The following is a 14,474-nucleotide window of genomic DNA, read 5'->3' as shown; positions in this document are numbered from 1 at the left end:
GGGCGGCGCGCGGCCTACGGGGTATCAGGTACCGAAGCGCCGGTGGCGGGCCGCGTAGTCGCGCAGGGCCCGCAGGAAGTCGACCTTGCGGAAGGCCGGCCAGAAGACCTCGCAGAAGTAGTACTCGGAGTGCGCGCTCTGCCACAGCATGAATCCGGACAGCCGCTGTTCGCCGCTGGTGCGGATCACGAGGTCCGGGTCGGGCTGGCCGCGGGTGTAGAGGTGCTCGGCGATGTGGTCGATGTCGAGGATCTCGGCGAGCTCCTCGAAGGAGGTGCCCTTGCGCGCGTGCTCCAGCAGCAGCGAGCGCACCGCGTCGGCGATCTCCTGGCGGCCGCCGTAGCCGACGGCCACGTTGACGAGTATCCCGTCGACGTCGTGCGTGGCCTGCTCGGCCTCCTTCAGGACCCGCTGGGTCCCGGCGGGCAGGATGTCCAGGTTGCCGACGTGGTGGACGCGCCAGCGGCCGTCCGCGGCGAGGCCCCGCACGGTGTTCTCGATGATGTTGAGCAGGGGGCGGAGCTCGACCTCCGGCCGGTCCAGGTTGTCCGTGGAGAGCATCCACAGGGTGACGACCTCGACGTCCGTCTCGGTGCACCAGCCGAGCATCTCGGAGATCTTGTCGGCGCCGGCCTGGTGGCCCTGCTCCGTCGTACCTCCGGACGCCTTCGCCCAGCGGCGGTTGCCGTCCAGGATGACGCCGATGTGCTTGGGCGACGCGTCATGGTCGAGGCGGCCTTCCACCCGGCGTGCGTAAAGCCTGTACACCAGGTCGCGCAGCTTCACGATCTTCCAGCCCCTCCGTGCCTTGCCCCCGTGCGAAATGCGGTCCCTCCCCCGAGTCCGCCACATTACTGCGCGTCGGGATCGGGTACCCAACTCGGTCTGTCACAACTCCGTGATAGGGAGGACAACGTGACTGATACCAATCCCTATCGGGCAGAGCCCTCGCGCTACGACTCCATGGAGTACCGGCGCACCGGCCACAGCGGCCTCAAGCTCCCCGCCATCTCCCTCGGCCTCTGGCACAACTTCGGCGACGACCGGTCGCTGGAGTCCCAGAGGGCGATCCTGCGCCGGGCCTTCGACCTCGGTGTCACCCATTTCGACCTCGCGAACAACTACGGGCCGCCGCCCGGCTCGGCCGAGCTGAACTTCGGCAAGATCTTTTCGCAGGATTTCGCGTCCTACCGCGACGAGCTGATCCTGTCGACCAAGGCCGGCTATCTGATGCACCCCGGGCCCTACGGCGAGTGGGGCAGCCGCAAGTACCTGCTCAGCTCCCTCGACGCCTCGCTGAAGCGAATGGGCGTGGACTACGTCGACATCTTCTACTCGCACCGCTTCGACCCGCAGACCCCGCTGGAGGAGACCATGGGCGCCCTCGCGTCCGCGGTCCGGCAGGGCAAGGCGCTCTACGTCGGCGTCTCCTCCTACACGGCCGAGCAGACGACCGAGGCCGTGCGGACCCTGCGCGAGATGGGTGTGCGCCCGCTCATCCACCAGCCCTCCTACTCCATGATCAACCGCTGGACGGAGGAGGACGGCCTGCTGGACGCCCTGGAGGACGCCGGCATGGGGTGCATCTCCTTCGCGCCGCTCGCGCAGGGCCTGCTGACCGACAAGTACCTCAAGGGGATCCCCGCGGACTCGCGGGCCGCCCAGGGCAAGTCGCTCAACCCCGACCTGCTCTCGGACGACGTGCTGCGCCGGCTGGCCGGGCTGAACGAGATCGCCTCGCGCCGCGGCCAGTCCCTGGCCCAGCTCGCGCTCACGTGGGTGCTGCGCGACGAGCGGATGACCTCGGCCCTGATCGGCGCTTCGAGCGTCCGGCAGTTGGAGCAGAACGTGGCCGCCCTGTCGGGCGCGCCGCTGTCCGAGGCGGAGCTGAAGGAGATCGACTCCTTCGCGGTGTCCACGCCCGGTACGAACATCTGGGCCCAGCGCGGCTGACCTGCGCTTTTGGCCCAACGCCCGTACGGGGGGCGGCTGTACGGAAAACGGGCCGGTCCGTGGGGGGGATACGGACCGGCCCGAGGGGGGGGTTCCACCATAACCCTTCGTAAAGCATGCTGCGTGCATCGGCACGCCGTGATTACGCTCCGAAACCACCCAGCAGCACTCCGGTGAGTGCCCCGGCCGCCATGAAGGGCCCGAAGGCGAAGCCCTGGTGGCGGGTCGCGGAGCGGCGCACGAGCAGCGTCAGGCCGTACAGCGAGCCGTAGAGGAGCCCGAGGAAGGCCCCCGCCGCCCATACCCCCCACCCGTACCACCCAAGAGCGACGCCCAGCGAGAGCGCGAGCTTGACGTCGCCGAAGCCCATGCCGCCCGGGTTGATCAGATGGAGCACCAGGTACGCCGCTCCCAGCGCCGCCCCGCCGAGCAGGGCGAGCCGCCAGGACCCGGCGGAGCCGGGCAGCAGCGCGGCGAGCCCGAGCAGCGCCGCCGCCCCGGCGGCGAGCGGCAGGGTCAGTACGTCGGGCAGCCGGTGCACGGCCCGGTCCACCAGGGCGAGCAGGATCAGGAGCGGGGCCAGTGCCGCGTACGCCGCCGTCTCGGGCCGCGCCCCGACGGCACCCGCGATCAGGGCGCACACCCCTGCGGTGAGGACGGCCGGGAGCACGGCGCGCGGCCCGTACGCGTGCGCCGGCCCGGACTGAGGCCCGGGCGCGTGCTGCGGCGCCGACTCCGCTCCCGGGACGGCGGGCTCGGCCCGGGGCGGGCGGCAGCGGGCCGGGCCGAGCCAGCCGCGCAGCGGGTGCCCCTGCGGGCACTGCTCCCTCCAGGGGTCCCCCGGCTCCACGGACAGCCTGTAGGCCGCGCGCGGCAGCAGCAGTCCGGCGGCCGCGCCGTATCCGGCGGCGACGACGATCACGCCCACATCCATGGGCCGACGGTAGACACCGTTCCCAAAGGTCCGCACCCCCTGCGGGCTGTCCCGCGCGCCGCGCGCCCGCCGGGGATCACGGGACAGCCCTTAAGGTGGCCGCCATGGCGCACTGGCATGACGGTCCCGCCGTGTTGCGGGTCGGAACGGACCCGACGCGGATCCCGCTGGAGGTGGCCGCCTCCTACCGGGCGAGGACGCGCGGACTGCTCGGCCGGGAGGGGATCGAGGGGGCGATGCTCCTGACCCCGGCGGCGAGCGTGCACACCTTCCGGATGCGGTTCGCGATCGACGTGGCGTATCTGGACCGGAACCTGCGCGTGCTCCGCGTGGTCACCATGGCTCCCGGCCGGCTCGGGCTGCCCCGGCCGCGCGCCCGGCACGTCCTGGAGGCGGCGGCGGGCGCCATGGCCGGCTGGGGGCTGACGGCCGGAACCGCACTGGAAGTGGACACCCCTTAGAGGTTTGCCCCCGCCGGCAGTAGGTTGGGGCGGTTGAGCTGGGGCAACAGGGGAGCGGCATGACGGAGAACGCGCGGATCAAGGCGCTGGAGCAGATCATGCCGGCGACGCACGGCGCCGACGAGGACATCGACTGGCCCGCGGTCGAGGCGGCCTGGGGGACCCGGTTCCCCGCTGACTTCATCGCGTTCATGGGCCGGTTCGGCGCCGGCTCCATCAACGGCGAGGCCGACATCCTGCTTCCGCTGCCCAAGGCCGGACCGCAGTGGGACCCGGCCGCGATGGCGGAGGAGACGGACAACGCCCGGCAGATGTGGGAGGCCGGGGGCGGCCGTTCGGCCTTCGACGCCGACCCGGAGTCGATCATCGCCTGGGGTGTCACCGGCGGCTCGGACATCCTGTGCTGGCTGGCCCGCGACCCCGACCCGGACCGCTGGCCGGTCCTGGTGTGCGGCCGGCACACCGCCGACTCCTTCGCCGTGTACCCGTACGGCATGGCCGAGTTCCTCCACCGGCTGTGCTCCGACGAGTTCGACGTGAGCCCGGTCAGCATCACCTTCTGGGACGGCGGCCGCCTGAGCTTCGTGCACTGGCGCAAGGCGCAGCGCCGCTGGCAGGAGGGCCGCAACCCGGAGACGGGCGAGCCCGACCCGTACGCGGGCGAATTCGCCGACTGACCGGCCCTTCCCGAGCGCACCATCCCGAAGCCCGTTTCCCGACCGGAGACGGGCTTTTCAGCATGTCTACGCGCGTCAGAATTGTCGGCGGTATATCGGAAAGCACCATTCACAAATGCGCCGCTTGGAGCATCGAACACAAGTGAGGACCCCATGCAATCAACCACCCCTCTCACAGGAGAGAATTCCGGCCAACGGGCCATCGAGGGATTAGCCGGCTCGGAGCAACCCATAAGTAACAACGCGAGACAAAAGAAATTCAGGGGAATATACGCGTGCGACGGAGAATTTTCGGCCCGACCGCCACCGCGGCCGTGCTCGGCCTGCTGACAACGCTGTCCGGATGTGGCGGTTCCGGAGACGGTGCAGGTGACGGCGGAACACTGCGACTGATCGCCGCCGAATACGGCGACAGTCCGACCACCAGTTCCAAGCCCTACTGGGAGAAGGTGACGACTGATTTCACCAAGGAGAACCCGGGAATCAAGGTGGAGGTCGAGCTCCTGCCGTGGGCCGACATCGACCGCGAGGTCTCCCGTAGGGTCAAGTCCGGAAAGGCGCCGGACATCGCGCTCATGGGCTCCTACTCGGACTTCGCCGCCCGGGGCGAGCTCTATCCCGCGGACGAACTCCTCTCGGTCACCGCCGAGGCGAATTTCCTGCAGCCGCTCGCCGACGCCGGCTCGGTGGGCAGCACCCTCTACGGCCTGCCCTTCGTGGCCAGCAGCCGCCTCCTCTTCTACAACGAGGCGCTGTTCGCCAAGGCCGGTGTCAAGGAGGCCCCCAAGACCTGGTCCGATCTCAAGGCCGCCGCCAGGGCGCTGAAGGACAAGGGCGTGAAGTACCCCTACGCCCTGCCGCTGGGGCCCGAGGAGGCTCACGCCGAGGCGATGATCTGGGAGCTGAGCAACGGCGGCGGCTACGCCGACAGCAGCGGCAACTACAGCCTGGCCTCCGACCAGAACATCAAGACCTGGCAGTGGGTCAAGGAGAACATGGTCGCGACCGGGTACACCGGCCCGACGGCCCCGTCACAGCTGAACCGGGCCGACGCCTTCGCCGCGTTCACGCGCGGCGAGGTCGGCATGCTCAACGGCTACCCCTCGCTCGCCCACGAGGCGCGTGCCAAGGGCATCAGCGTCGCCACCACCGCCATGCCGGTCTCGGACGACCTCGGCACCGGGGAGACCCCGCCGGCCGTCGGCGTGGCCGACTGGATGATGGCCTTCAAGCAGAACGGCAAGCGCGCCGAGATCGGGAAGTTCCTGGACTTCGTCTACCAGGACAGGAACCTGTCGGCCTTCGCCGACCGCTACCACCTGCTGCCTTCCACCGTGACCGCCTCGCGCAGCCCGGCTGACGGCGGACTCGACAAGAACGACCAGCAGTTCCTGAACGCGCTGCGCGGCGCCCAGCTCTACCCGGTCAACGACCCGTCCTGGGTGACGGTCAGCGACACCATCAAGCGCAACATCGGACGCGCGGTGGAACCGACGGGCGACCCCAAGGCGGTACTGGAGGCCATCGCCGCGCAGGCCGCCCAGGCCTCCAAGGCCAACTGAGCGCGCTGGGAGCGGAGGGCGCCCAGAGAGCGCCGGGAGCGTCGAGATCACTCAAGTCCCGCACGACACGGGACCTTCGACCCGCGCCGCAGACCATCCCGTGCGGCACCATGGGACCACGGCACTTGATCCAAGGCCACGGCCCTGTCGCCCGCCGAGCACTCACGAGGTGCGCGGGGCGGCCGGTCCCCGACGGACCGTTCCCGACGGAGCGTTTCCGATGGACCGTTTCCGAGGCAGCATCTTCTGTTCCAGCGTCAGGACTGCTTCCCGTGGTCCCGCGAGAAGGCCGTCCGGTACTGCTCGCAGCTGGAGTTCCAGTTCAGGGAGCCCGTGAGCGTCCCGTAGCCGGAGCGCGTCACCGACCATTCCACCGTGTACTCACCGGTGTCGCAGGCGATCCGCCTGCCGCCCGCGACCTTCTCGCGTCCCGTCGCCGGCTTCCCCTTCAGCTCCTTGTGCACCTCCGCCACCGTGGAGCGGTCCGCGCGGCGCAGTACGGCGTGCACGACGATCGGGTGCTCGCCCTCCTTGACCGTCACCGCCTTCTTCACCACCGTCGAGTCCGACACCGCCCAGGCGAACTCGTACGACGGCTCCCACGCCAGCGTCGAGGGATCGCCGGACCTGCGCTCGTAGTCCGGTGCGGCAGCCGGGCCGGGGCGGCTGACCGTCTTGTACTGGACGCCCGGGTGGAAGCGGAACTGCCCTTCCACCTTGTGCATCTCGTCCTTGGTCCACATCGACTTCATGGCCTTCTCACCGCCCGCCGGGTCCTGGAGGTAGGTGCCCTCCGCGGCGGTGGCCTGCTGGGCCAGTACGGGGGCGAGGGCCGCGGCGGCGGTGGCGAGGGCGAGAGCGGCGGTGCGGGTGCGCTTCATGCCCGGACCAACGGCGTCCCGGCGCGGGCCGGAACGACGCGGCCCGGCCTTTCACCCGTACGGGAGCGCTCCGGCCGTCGGAATATCCGGTGATCCACTTCGGTTCGTGAGCTGCGGAACGACGATCCGAACCGAGGGGGCGCGATGGGCGGGAACGCCGTGGACGGCACGGTGGCGGCCGGGTGGGAACGGGTACGGGAGGAGTTCGAGGCGTTCGCGGCGGCGGAGCCGCATTCGCCCGAGGCGCAGCTCGCCGTCCACCACCGGGGGCGGCGCGTCGTGGACCTGTGGGCGGGCGAGGACACCGGCGCCGACACGCTGAGCGGGGTCTTCTCGATCACCAAGGGTGCCGCGTACCTGGTGGTGGCGCTGCTCGTGCAGGACGGCGTCCTGGAGCTGGACCGGCGGGTGTCGGCGTACTGGCCGGAGTTCACCGGGTACGGCAAGGAGCGGCTGACGCTGCGCCGGCTGATCAGCCACCATGCGGGGCTGATCGGTGTGGACGGGGGCTTCGGCTACGAGGAGATCGCGGACGACGCGCTGATCGCGGCCCGGCTGGCGGAGCAGAAGCCGTACTGGGAGCCGGGGACGGCGTACGGCTACCACGCCTTCGTGATCGGCGCCCTGGTCGGCGAGGTCGTGCGGCGCGCGACGGGCCGGTCGGTGCAGGAGCTGTACGAGGAGCGCGTACGCGCCCCGTACGGGCTGGACCTCTACATGGGGCTCCCGGCCTCGCAGGAGGGCCGCTGGAAGCCGGTGCTGGAGATGCGGCCGACGCCCGAGCAGGCCGCGGTGCAGGCGGCGGCCGGGCCGGTGCCCGAGCTGCTGGCGGTGGCCTTCAACTGGCACCGGGAGCCGCCGATGGACCTGGTCGCGCATGCCAACCACCCGCGGACTCGGGAGCTCGGCCCGGCTTCGGCGGGCGGCATCGGCTCGGCGCGCGGCGTCTCGGGCCTGTACGCGGCGGCGATCGGCGGGGCGGGGGGCCTCCCGGCGCTGCTGAGGCCGGAGACCGCGGCGGAGTTCGCGAAGCTGCACACGCCGGGTCAGGAGGCGCTGACCGGCGAGTTGGACCACTACGGGCTGGGCTTCGAGCGGCAGCCCGCGGTGGGGCCGCAGGCCTTCGGGCACTGCGGTGCGGCGGGCGGGCAGGGGTTCGCCGACCCGGTGACGGGGATCGCGTACGGGTACACGCGCCGCCGCTTCGGCTTCCCGGGCGGGATCGCCCCGGAGAACGAGCGCCTCACAGCGGCGGTGCTGGAGGTGGCTCGGGGTCTGTGAGTCAGGCCTGGCCGGTTTCGAAGCGGCTGATGCGGCCGCCGCCGGGGGCGATGGTGAAGCGCCAGGCGGTGCGCATCTCGCCCCAGGTGTCGTTGCGGTAGTTGACGACGAGGGCGCGGCCGCCGTCGGACTCGGACTGGACGTCCATGTGGCCGCTGGAGTCGAAGATCTCGCGGTCGATCCACTCGTGGAGGTCGCGGTCGGTTCCGTCGTCGGACATGGTCGCGTCGGCGGTCAGGAGCTTGAGGAAGGCGTCCTTGTCGTGCGCGTTGACGGCGGTGACGAGGGCGCCGACCACGGGGTCGGACAGTTTGGCGGGGGCGATGGCCACGGGGAGCCTCCTGGTCGGGCGTACGTGCGTATGTGCGTACGTGCCCGACCAGGTAACAACGGGCGCGGGTCCGCGTCGTAGACCCTCACCCGTTCGCGCGGCGGACGGCGTGTCAGGGGCGGGCGGTGTGTGGGAGGGGCGGCGGGCGGGACGGCGGAAGGATGGCGGAAGGGGTGGCGGCTTACGGGCCGTCGGGGGCGGTGCGGACGGGGAAGCCGGTCGGCCGGCCCTGGTCCGCGAGCCAGGCCAGCACCTGGTCGAGGGCCTCGACGGTCTGGGCGCGGTTGCCGCCGCCGTCGTGGAAGAGGACCGTCGGGCCGTTGCCCAGCTCGCGCTTGACGGCGGCGACGATGGCGGCCGTACCGGGCTTCTCGAAGTCCTTGGTGTCGACGTTCCAGCCGAGCGGGCGCATGCCGTTCGCGGCGGCGATGCGCCGGCTGTCGGGGGTGAAGGCACCGCCGGGGGCGCGGTAGTACTCGACCTTCGCGCCGTTGCCGGCGGCCTCCTCTATGAGCTTCTTGGCGTCGAGTATCTGCCGTTCCTGGTAGTCGACGGGCTTCTTGTCCATGGCCGTGTCGTGGTCCATGGTGTGGTCGCAGAGCCGGTGGCCGTCCGCGACCACCTTCCTGACGAGGCCGGGATGCTCCTTGGCGTGGGGGCCGACCATGCAGAAGGTCGCCTTGACGCCGTGCTCGCGCAGGACGTCGAGCACCTTGGGAGTCCAGCGGGGATCGGGGCCGTCGTCGATGGTGATGTTGACGGTGTTCCCGCCGCTCTCCGAGGCGTGGGCTATGTCCTCGGGTACGGCCTGCGGCTGCTGCTGCCCCGGCCCGCCCGCTCGGCCGTGGCCGGAGTCGTCGCCTCCGTGCGGCTGGGACACGGTGGGGCGGGAGGCGGCGCCTGCGCTGCCCGGGTGCACGAGGGTCGCCACTCCCCAGACCGTCGCCGCGACGGCGACGGCCGACGCGACGATGGCCGCACCGGTCCGGACGCCGTTGTTGTCCGTGTGCGTCGTGAAGCCCATGAACCGTCCCTCCCCATCCGCTGCGCGAGCGTTCTGTGGACCAGGACGTTCACCGCCTCAGAGGAGTTCCAGTCAAATCACCCATATATTCCGCGTAATGGGACTGACAGGACCGATGGGGCTGATGGGACTTCGGTCCTCGATCGCCCGGGGTTCCTGCCCGGGCGGGCAGCGGCGAAAACGCGCCGGCCCCGGCGGACGCGTTCGTCCGCCGGGGCCGGGATCGGGCTGTGTGCGCCGGTCAGTGCGCGAGGGACTCCTGGGCGGCGGGGGCGGGCTTGCCGTCGACGGCGGGCTTGCCGTCGGCCGGAGCGGACCTGCCGTCGGCCGGGGCCTCGGCGGGGGCCGGGCCGGCTCCCCTCAGGGGGACCTCCTTGACGAACCAGGCCGCCAGGAAGCCCAGTACGGCGACGCCAGCGCCGAGCAGGAACGCCGAGTGCGTACCGGCGGCCACCGCGTACTGGTAGGCCTCGCGTACGGCCTCGGGCAGCTTGGCGAGGCTCGCCGCGTCCAACTGGGCGGATCCGGCGGCTCCGGCGGCCTCGGGGCCCAGCCGGTCGGACATGGTGTCCGTGACCTGGGAAGTGAAGAGGGAGCCCATGAGTGCCACGCCGAAGGAGCCTCCGAGCGTACGGAAGAGGGTCGCCGAGGACGACGCGACGCCCATGTCCTTCATCTCGACGCTGTTCTGGGCGACCAGCATGGTGATCTGCATCAGGAAGCCGAGTCCGGCACCGAGGACGGCCATGTAGAGGCCGGACACGAGGCGGGTGGTGCCGGTGTCCATGGTGGCGAGCAGGAACATCCCGACGACCATGAGGCCGCCGCCGACGATCGGGAAGATCTTGTACCTGCCGCTGTTGGTGGTGACGCGTCCGGCGATCAGCGAGACGGCCATCATCGAGAGCAGCATGGGCAGGAGCAGCAGGCCGGAGTTGGTGGCGGAGGCGCCCTGCACCGACTGCTGGAACAGGGGGAGGTAGAGCACGCCGCCGAACATGGCGAAGCCGACCAGGAAGCCGATCACGGACATGAGGGTGAAGTTGCGGCTGCGGAAGATGTGCAGCGGCATGACGGGCTCGGCCGCCCGGGTCTCGACGTAGAGGAACGCGGCGGTCGACAGCACGCCGACGCCGGCGAGGCCGAGAATCTGGGCGGAGGCCCAGGCGTACTCGTTGCCGCCCCACGTCGTGACCAGCACGGTGGAGGTGATGGCGACGGTGAGCAGGGCCGCGCCGAGGTAGTCGATCTTCGGGCGCTGCCGTTCGGCGGCCTTGGGCAGGTGCAGTACGGCGGTCACCATGGCGAGGGCCACCGCGCCGAGGGGCAGGTTGATGTAGAAGGACCAGCGCCAGCCCATGTGGTCGGTGATGGTGCCGCCGACGAGCGGGCCGCCGATCATGGCGAGGGCCATCACGCCGGCCATCATGCCCTGGTACTTGCCGCGCTCCCGGGGCGGGATCAGGTCGCCGATGATCGCCATGACGCCGACCATCAGACCGCCGGCGCCGAGGCCCTGGACCGCGCGGAAGCCGATGAGCTGGCCCATGGTCTGGGCCATGCCGCTGAGGGCGGAGCCGATCAGGAAGATGACGATCGAGGTGAGGAAGGCGCCCTTCCTGCCGTACATGTCGCCGATCTTGCCCCAGATGGGGGTGGAGGCGGCCGTGGCCAGGGTGTAGGCGGTGACCACCCAGGACAGGTGCTCCAGGCCGCCGAGTTCGCCGACGATGGTGGGCATCGCCGTACCGATGATCATGTTGTCGAGCATCGCCAGCAACATTGCGATCATGAGGGCCATGAGGACGACCCGCACGCTGCGTGGCTTCACCTCCTGCGAGGGCTCCGCGGGCTTGCTTGTCTCCACCATTTCCTGTCCACTCCCCTGGGTACCGCCTGCCGGACCGGCACTTACTTGCCGCCCGGCTAGTTCACTACACTGGGGACCGTAGACCCGTAACTTGCCGGGCGTCAAGTAAGTATCCGAGGAGAGTCATGTCCAGCAGCAGTCCGCAGCGCCGTCGTGGCGACACGCGCCAGCGCATCCAGGACGTCGCGCTGGAGCTCTTCGTCGAGCAGGGCTACGAGAAGACGTCGCTGCGCGAGATCGCGGAGCGGCTGGAGGTCACGAAGGCGGCGCTGTACTACCACTTCAAGACCAAGGAAGACATCATCATCAGCCTCTTCGAGGACGTCACACGTCCCATCGACGAGCTGATCAAGTGGGCGGAGCAGCAGCCGCGCACCCTGGAGACCAAGCGCGAGGTGCTGCGCCGCTACAGCGAGGCGATGGCGGCGGGCGCGGCGCTGTACCGCTTCATGCAGGAGAACCAGGCGACGACGCGCGAGCTGAGCATCGGCGAGACGGTCAAGAAGCGCCTGTTCCGGCTGGTGGAGCTGCTGCGCACGGACGAAGGCCCGCTGACGGACCAGGTGCGCTGCGTCAGCGCCCTGTTCACGCTGCACGCCGGGATGATGTTCCTCCAGCACGTCGAGGGCGACCCGGAGGAAACCCGCCTGGCCGCCCTGAAGGTCGCCACGGACCTCATCACGCAGGCGCACCACGAGGAGCCGTAGCGCCGCCGGCCGGTCCCGCACCGGCAGGGCGATGCCCGCCCGGGGTCCGGGACCGGCCTGAGCAGGGCGACGGCGGCCGGCCGACTGCAGAGAGGACATGCGTCAGACGGGGCCGCGCCCGTCACCCGCACGGACTGCCGCGCCGCCCACAGAACAGGCACGGGGTTCAGCTGCCCGCCCACTCCTGCAGGGCGTCGAGCGAGGGCACGTCACGGATCTCGGTCTCGGACCCCGATGGTCCGGACTCCGACCGTGCCGCCGCTGCGAGAGCGTCGAGTGCGGCCGATCCGGCTCGACACGCCTCGGCGAAGGCCAGGAGCAGGGGTACACCGGCGGTGAAGGCGATCTCCCCGGCCGCGGTGCGCGGCTCGTATCCCGCAGAACTGCCGTCCTTGCCCGCCCAGAGCCAGCCCACGGTGCCACCGCTCCGGCGCACCTCGGTGTACTTGACCGGGCCTTCGGTGAACGCCTCGTAGGACTGCTCCTGACAACCCTTCGGCAGGAGGTGCAGCATGCGCTGCCACCTGGCCGGTACGGCGAAGGTGCTCCACGGGTCTGTGTAGTCAGTGCCCTCCTCCGAGAGGTCCTCGAAGCCGGACGCCGTGGGCCTGCCGTAGTAGGTGGAATCCCCGGGATCGACTTCGGCTCCCAGCAGGTCGGAGACGGCACTCAACAGGGCAGCCAGACGTGGCGCGTTCGCCGCGGCGACCTCGGGCTGGGGGCGTTCCCTCAGGTCCAGGGTCATCCAGGCGTCGGAGTACGCCGCGAGCGACACGACGGTGTGCCCGCCGGGCCAGAGGAGCAGCCGCAACGCGAAGAAGCGTTCGGAGCGATGCGCACCGCCGTCGGCGTCCAGCCATTCGCCGGGCAGCACACTCCACATGTGCAGGGTCGTGTCATGGTCGAACCAGGCCCGGCTCTCCTCCACCGCGCCGTCGAGGCGCCCGTTTCCCTCCCACTCGTACCGCGTCTCCCGCGGCGCCGCCAGCGTGACGACCTTGACACCCCCGTGTCCCCAGCCATCGACGATACCGAGGTCGGAACCGAGAGAATGGACTCGGTCGAAGAGGTGGAGCGCCTGGCGCGCACCCTGCTGTCCGGGGACGGCAATCGTCGTCTCCCAGAACCATTCGCCTACAGGGTCCGTGGTGATCACAGCATGTCCTTCGGATCGGTCTTGGAGCCCTGGGGAACGACCAGCGTCCCGTCATCGAGCCGGATGACGAAGGTCACGTCCTTGCCGGCCTCGACCCTTCTGACGTAAGCCGCCGGAAATGCCCTTCACCGCGTCACGGACGGCTGGTTCGAGGTTGCCCCCACGCGGCCCGGGGCCAGCTATCGGGATGCCGACCCATCGCGTCGCCGACGAGTTCGGCCGTGGCGATCTCGTCCAGCGGGACCAGGCCGGCGGCCTTGACGGACTCTTCCGTCTCCGGGAGTCGGTCCGTCGGCTCCCAGCGAAGGGTGATATCTCCCTTGGCTTTGGATCTGCTGAAGGGCGGCGTACTCGTTCCTGTCGAGTTCCACGATGCCGAGGCCGGGGTGGAGTTTCAGAGCCTGCCCCAGGGCGCGGTGGAGTCAGTACGGTCTGCATCAAGCCCGTGTGGTGTCTGCCGCTCGGCATCAGGCGCCCCGATCGACCTCTCGGTGACGGAGGCGGCGGCAAAGGCAGTCGAACCCACCTGCATGGCTGAGACCGTGACGTGGCCTTGCGCCCTACGCGAGAGATCAGGTCGACGACCCACCACGCAGCACGTGCCGGCTCACACCGTCCTGCTGGCCCAGAACCTCCGAGGGGGACCTCCGCTCAGGAGCGGACCTCCTCGTCCAGCACGCCGCCGAGGCCCGCTCCCGCACGTCGAGGCGGGCCGTCTTCCGGTGGATCGGCGTCCGTAGAAGCACCGCGGACGACGCTCCGTTGTCCGTCCGAGCTTCCTGGATCTGGTTACGTCGGGAACTCGCCCACCCAGTCGCGGGTGAGGAGATGATGGGGAAGGTATCCCGACTCCACGTTGATGGGAATTCCGCCGTCGCGTGCGTGGCAGGCGAGGGCCAGAGGGGCCAGAGCGAGATGTCCGTCGGGCTTCTCTGCTCGCTTTTCGTCGACGGTCCAGTAGGCCTTGTGGAGTTCGAGTGCCTGTACGAGGAACTCGTTGAAGCCGTCGGGGTTGTTGGTAATCAGCAGGTAGAAGAGGTTGATGGGCGGTGACAGCACAGTCTGGAGCAGGCCGTGCGGGGTGAGGGTGGCGGCGCCGGGCTGTGACATCTCGACGGCGAGGGTGAGCTTCTCCACCAAGTCGGGGCCCTGAAGCCAGTAGGTCTGGAGGGCGTCCACCCAATGCCAGACGAAGATGTCGTAGCCGCTGGATGCGATGCGGTTGAGTGGAACCTCCGCAAGTGCGTTCAGCCGTTCCCGATCGCGGCACACCATGGCGATCCAGAAGGTGGTCAGCCACGTGCCGAGGTCGGCGAAGCTTGCCGGGCCTTCGGCCGGCAGGGTGCGCATCTCACGGTTGATCCGACACTCCACGGTGCCTTCGTCCGCGCACACGGTGGCGAATACGGCCGACCCTAGCTGCAGCGTGTTGACCAGGGCCTCCCATGTCTCCAGCCGCTCCGCGCTCGGATCCACGGTGCAGCGCGCCCCGAGGTGCAGGAGCGCGTCGTTGAACACCATGGGGAGTGAATTCGGGTACTCCTCCAGCTCGTCGATGTCCCGAGCCAGACTCACCCAGAGACGCTCAGCCCACTCCTCTTCTGTGGCACCTGGGGTGAAATGCCGACTCACAGTGA

The 14,474-nt window shown here is 70.1% G+C and carries 14 protein-coding genes; 6 read left to right on the top strand and 8 right to left on the bottom strand.

Annotated elements, in window-relative coordinates; genetic code table 11:
- Positions 1-24: 24 nt before the first annotated feature.
- Positions 25-786, bottom strand: coding sequence for an isoprenyl transferase (locus BSL84_RS21395; RefSeq protein WP_030029708.1), 762 nt, complete (start codon positions 784-786; stop codon positions 25-27).
- Between the two features lie 129 nt (positions 787-915).
- On the opposite strand from BSL84_RS21395, the gene mgrA reads away from it, so the two are divergent.
- Complete coding sequence (gene mgrA / locus BSL84_RS21390; RefSeq protein WP_045321743.1) at positions 916-1,953, top strand: L-glyceraldehyde 3-phosphate reductase; 1,038 nt, start codon at positions 916-918, stop codon at positions 1,951-1,953.
- A 142-nt stretch (positions 1,954-2,095) separates the two neighbouring features.
- On the opposite strand, the gene BSL84_RS21385 is transcribed toward mgrA, so the two are convergent.
- Complete coding sequence (locus BSL84_RS21385; protein ID WP_045321742.1) at positions 2,096-2,887, bottom strand: prepilin peptidase; 792 nt, start codon at positions 2,885-2,887, stop codon at positions 2,096-2,098.
- A 104-nt stretch (positions 2,888-2,991) separates the two neighbouring features.
- On the opposite strand from BSL84_RS21385, the gene BSL84_RS21380 reads away from it, so the two are divergent.
- From BSL84_RS21380 to BSL84_RS21370, 3 genes are all read left to right on the top strand, one after another.
- The gene (locus BSL84_RS21380) at positions 2,992-3,348 is read left to right on the top strand and encodes a DUF192 domain-containing protein (protein ID WP_075970937.1); all 357 of its coding nucleotides are present in this window, start codon (positions 2,992-2,994) and stop codon (positions 3,346-3,348) included.
- Positions 3,349-3,407: 59 nt separating this feature from the next.
- Positions 3,408-4,025 (top strand): SMI1/KNR4 family protein, encoded by a 618-nt coding sequence (locus tag BSL84_RS21375; RefSeq protein ID WP_030030621.1) that lies wholly within the window; start codon positions 3,408-3,410, stop codon positions 4,023-4,025.
- A 275-nt stretch (positions 4,026-4,300) separates the two neighbouring features.
- Complete coding sequence (locus BSL84_RS21370; RefSeq protein ID WP_037663376.1) at positions 4,301-5,587, top strand: extracellular solute-binding protein; 1,287 nt, start codon at positions 4,301-4,303, stop codon at positions 5,585-5,587.
- Positions 5,588-5,844: 257 nt separating this feature from the next.
- Here the strand turns inward: BSL84_RS21370 and BSL84_RS21365 are convergent, their stop codons facing one another.
- The gene (locus BSL84_RS21365; protein WP_030030623.1) at positions 5,845-6,468 is read right to left on the bottom strand and encodes a hypothetical protein; all 624 of its coding nucleotides are present in this window, start codon (positions 6,466-6,468) and stop codon (positions 5,845-5,847) included.
- Between the two features lie 144 nt (positions 6,469-6,612).
- On the opposite strand from BSL84_RS21365, the gene BSL84_RS21360 reads away from it, so the two are divergent.
- Positions 6,613-7,749, top strand: coding sequence for an EstA family serine hydrolase (locus tag BSL84_RS21360; protein ID WP_045321741.1), 1,137 nt, complete (start codon positions 6,613-6,615; stop codon positions 7,747-7,749).
- Position 7,750: 1 nt separating this feature from the next.
- Here the strand turns inward: BSL84_RS21360 and BSL84_RS21355 are convergent, their stop codons facing one another.
- From BSL84_RS21355 to BSL84_RS21345, 3 genes are all read right to left on the bottom strand, one after another.
- Positions 7,751-8,080 carry a hypothetical protein gene (locus tag BSL84_RS21355; RefSeq protein ID WP_030036470.1) on the bottom strand — a complete coding sequence of 110 codons (330 nt, stop codon included), beginning with the start codon at positions 8,078-8,080 and terminating at the stop codon, positions 7,751-7,753.
- Positions 8,081-8,261: 181 nt separating this feature from the next.
- Positions 8,262-9,104, bottom strand: a complete 843-nt coding sequence (locus tag BSL84_RS21350; protein ID WP_075970936.1) for a polysaccharide deacetylase family protein — start codon at positions 9,102-9,104, stop codon at positions 8,262-8,264.
- 241 nt (positions 9,105-9,345) lie between these two features.
- On the bottom strand, positions 9,346-10,974 hold the full coding sequence (locus tag BSL84_RS21345; RefSeq protein WP_075970935.1) for an MDR family MFS transporter: 1,629 nt from the start codon (positions 10,972-10,974) through the stop codon (positions 9,346-9,348).
- A 125-nt stretch (positions 10,975-11,099) separates the two neighbouring features.
- On the opposite strand from BSL84_RS21345, the gene BSL84_RS21340 reads away from it, so the two are divergent.
- Positions 11,100-11,681 carry a TetR/AcrR family transcriptional regulator gene (locus tag BSL84_RS21340; protein ID WP_030036465.1) on the top strand — a complete coding sequence of 194 codons (582 nt, stop codon included), beginning with the start codon at positions 11,100-11,102 and terminating at the stop codon, positions 11,679-11,681.
- A gap of 166 nt (positions 11,682-11,847) precedes the next feature.
- On the opposite strand, the gene BSL84_RS21335 is transcribed toward BSL84_RS21340, so the two are convergent.
- Positions 11,848-12,837, bottom strand: coding sequence for a hypothetical protein (locus tag BSL84_RS21335; protein WP_075970934.1), 990 nt, complete (start codon positions 12,835-12,837; stop codon positions 11,848-11,850).
- Between the two features lie 789 nt (positions 12,838-13,626).
- Positions 13,627-14,412 carry an immunity 49 family protein gene (locus BSL84_RS21330; protein ID WP_234363492.1) on the bottom strand — a complete coding sequence of 262 codons (786 nt, stop codon included), beginning with the start codon at positions 14,410-14,412 and terminating at the stop codon, positions 13,627-13,629.
- Positions 14,413-14,474: the final 62 nt, after the last annotated feature.

The organism is Streptomyces sp. TN58, assembly GCF_001941845.1.
Lineage (GTDB): Bacteria > Actinomycetota > Actinomycetes > Streptomycetales > Streptomycetaceae > Streptomyces.
This window is presented reverse-complemented; position numbering and strand designations above follow the sequence as displayed.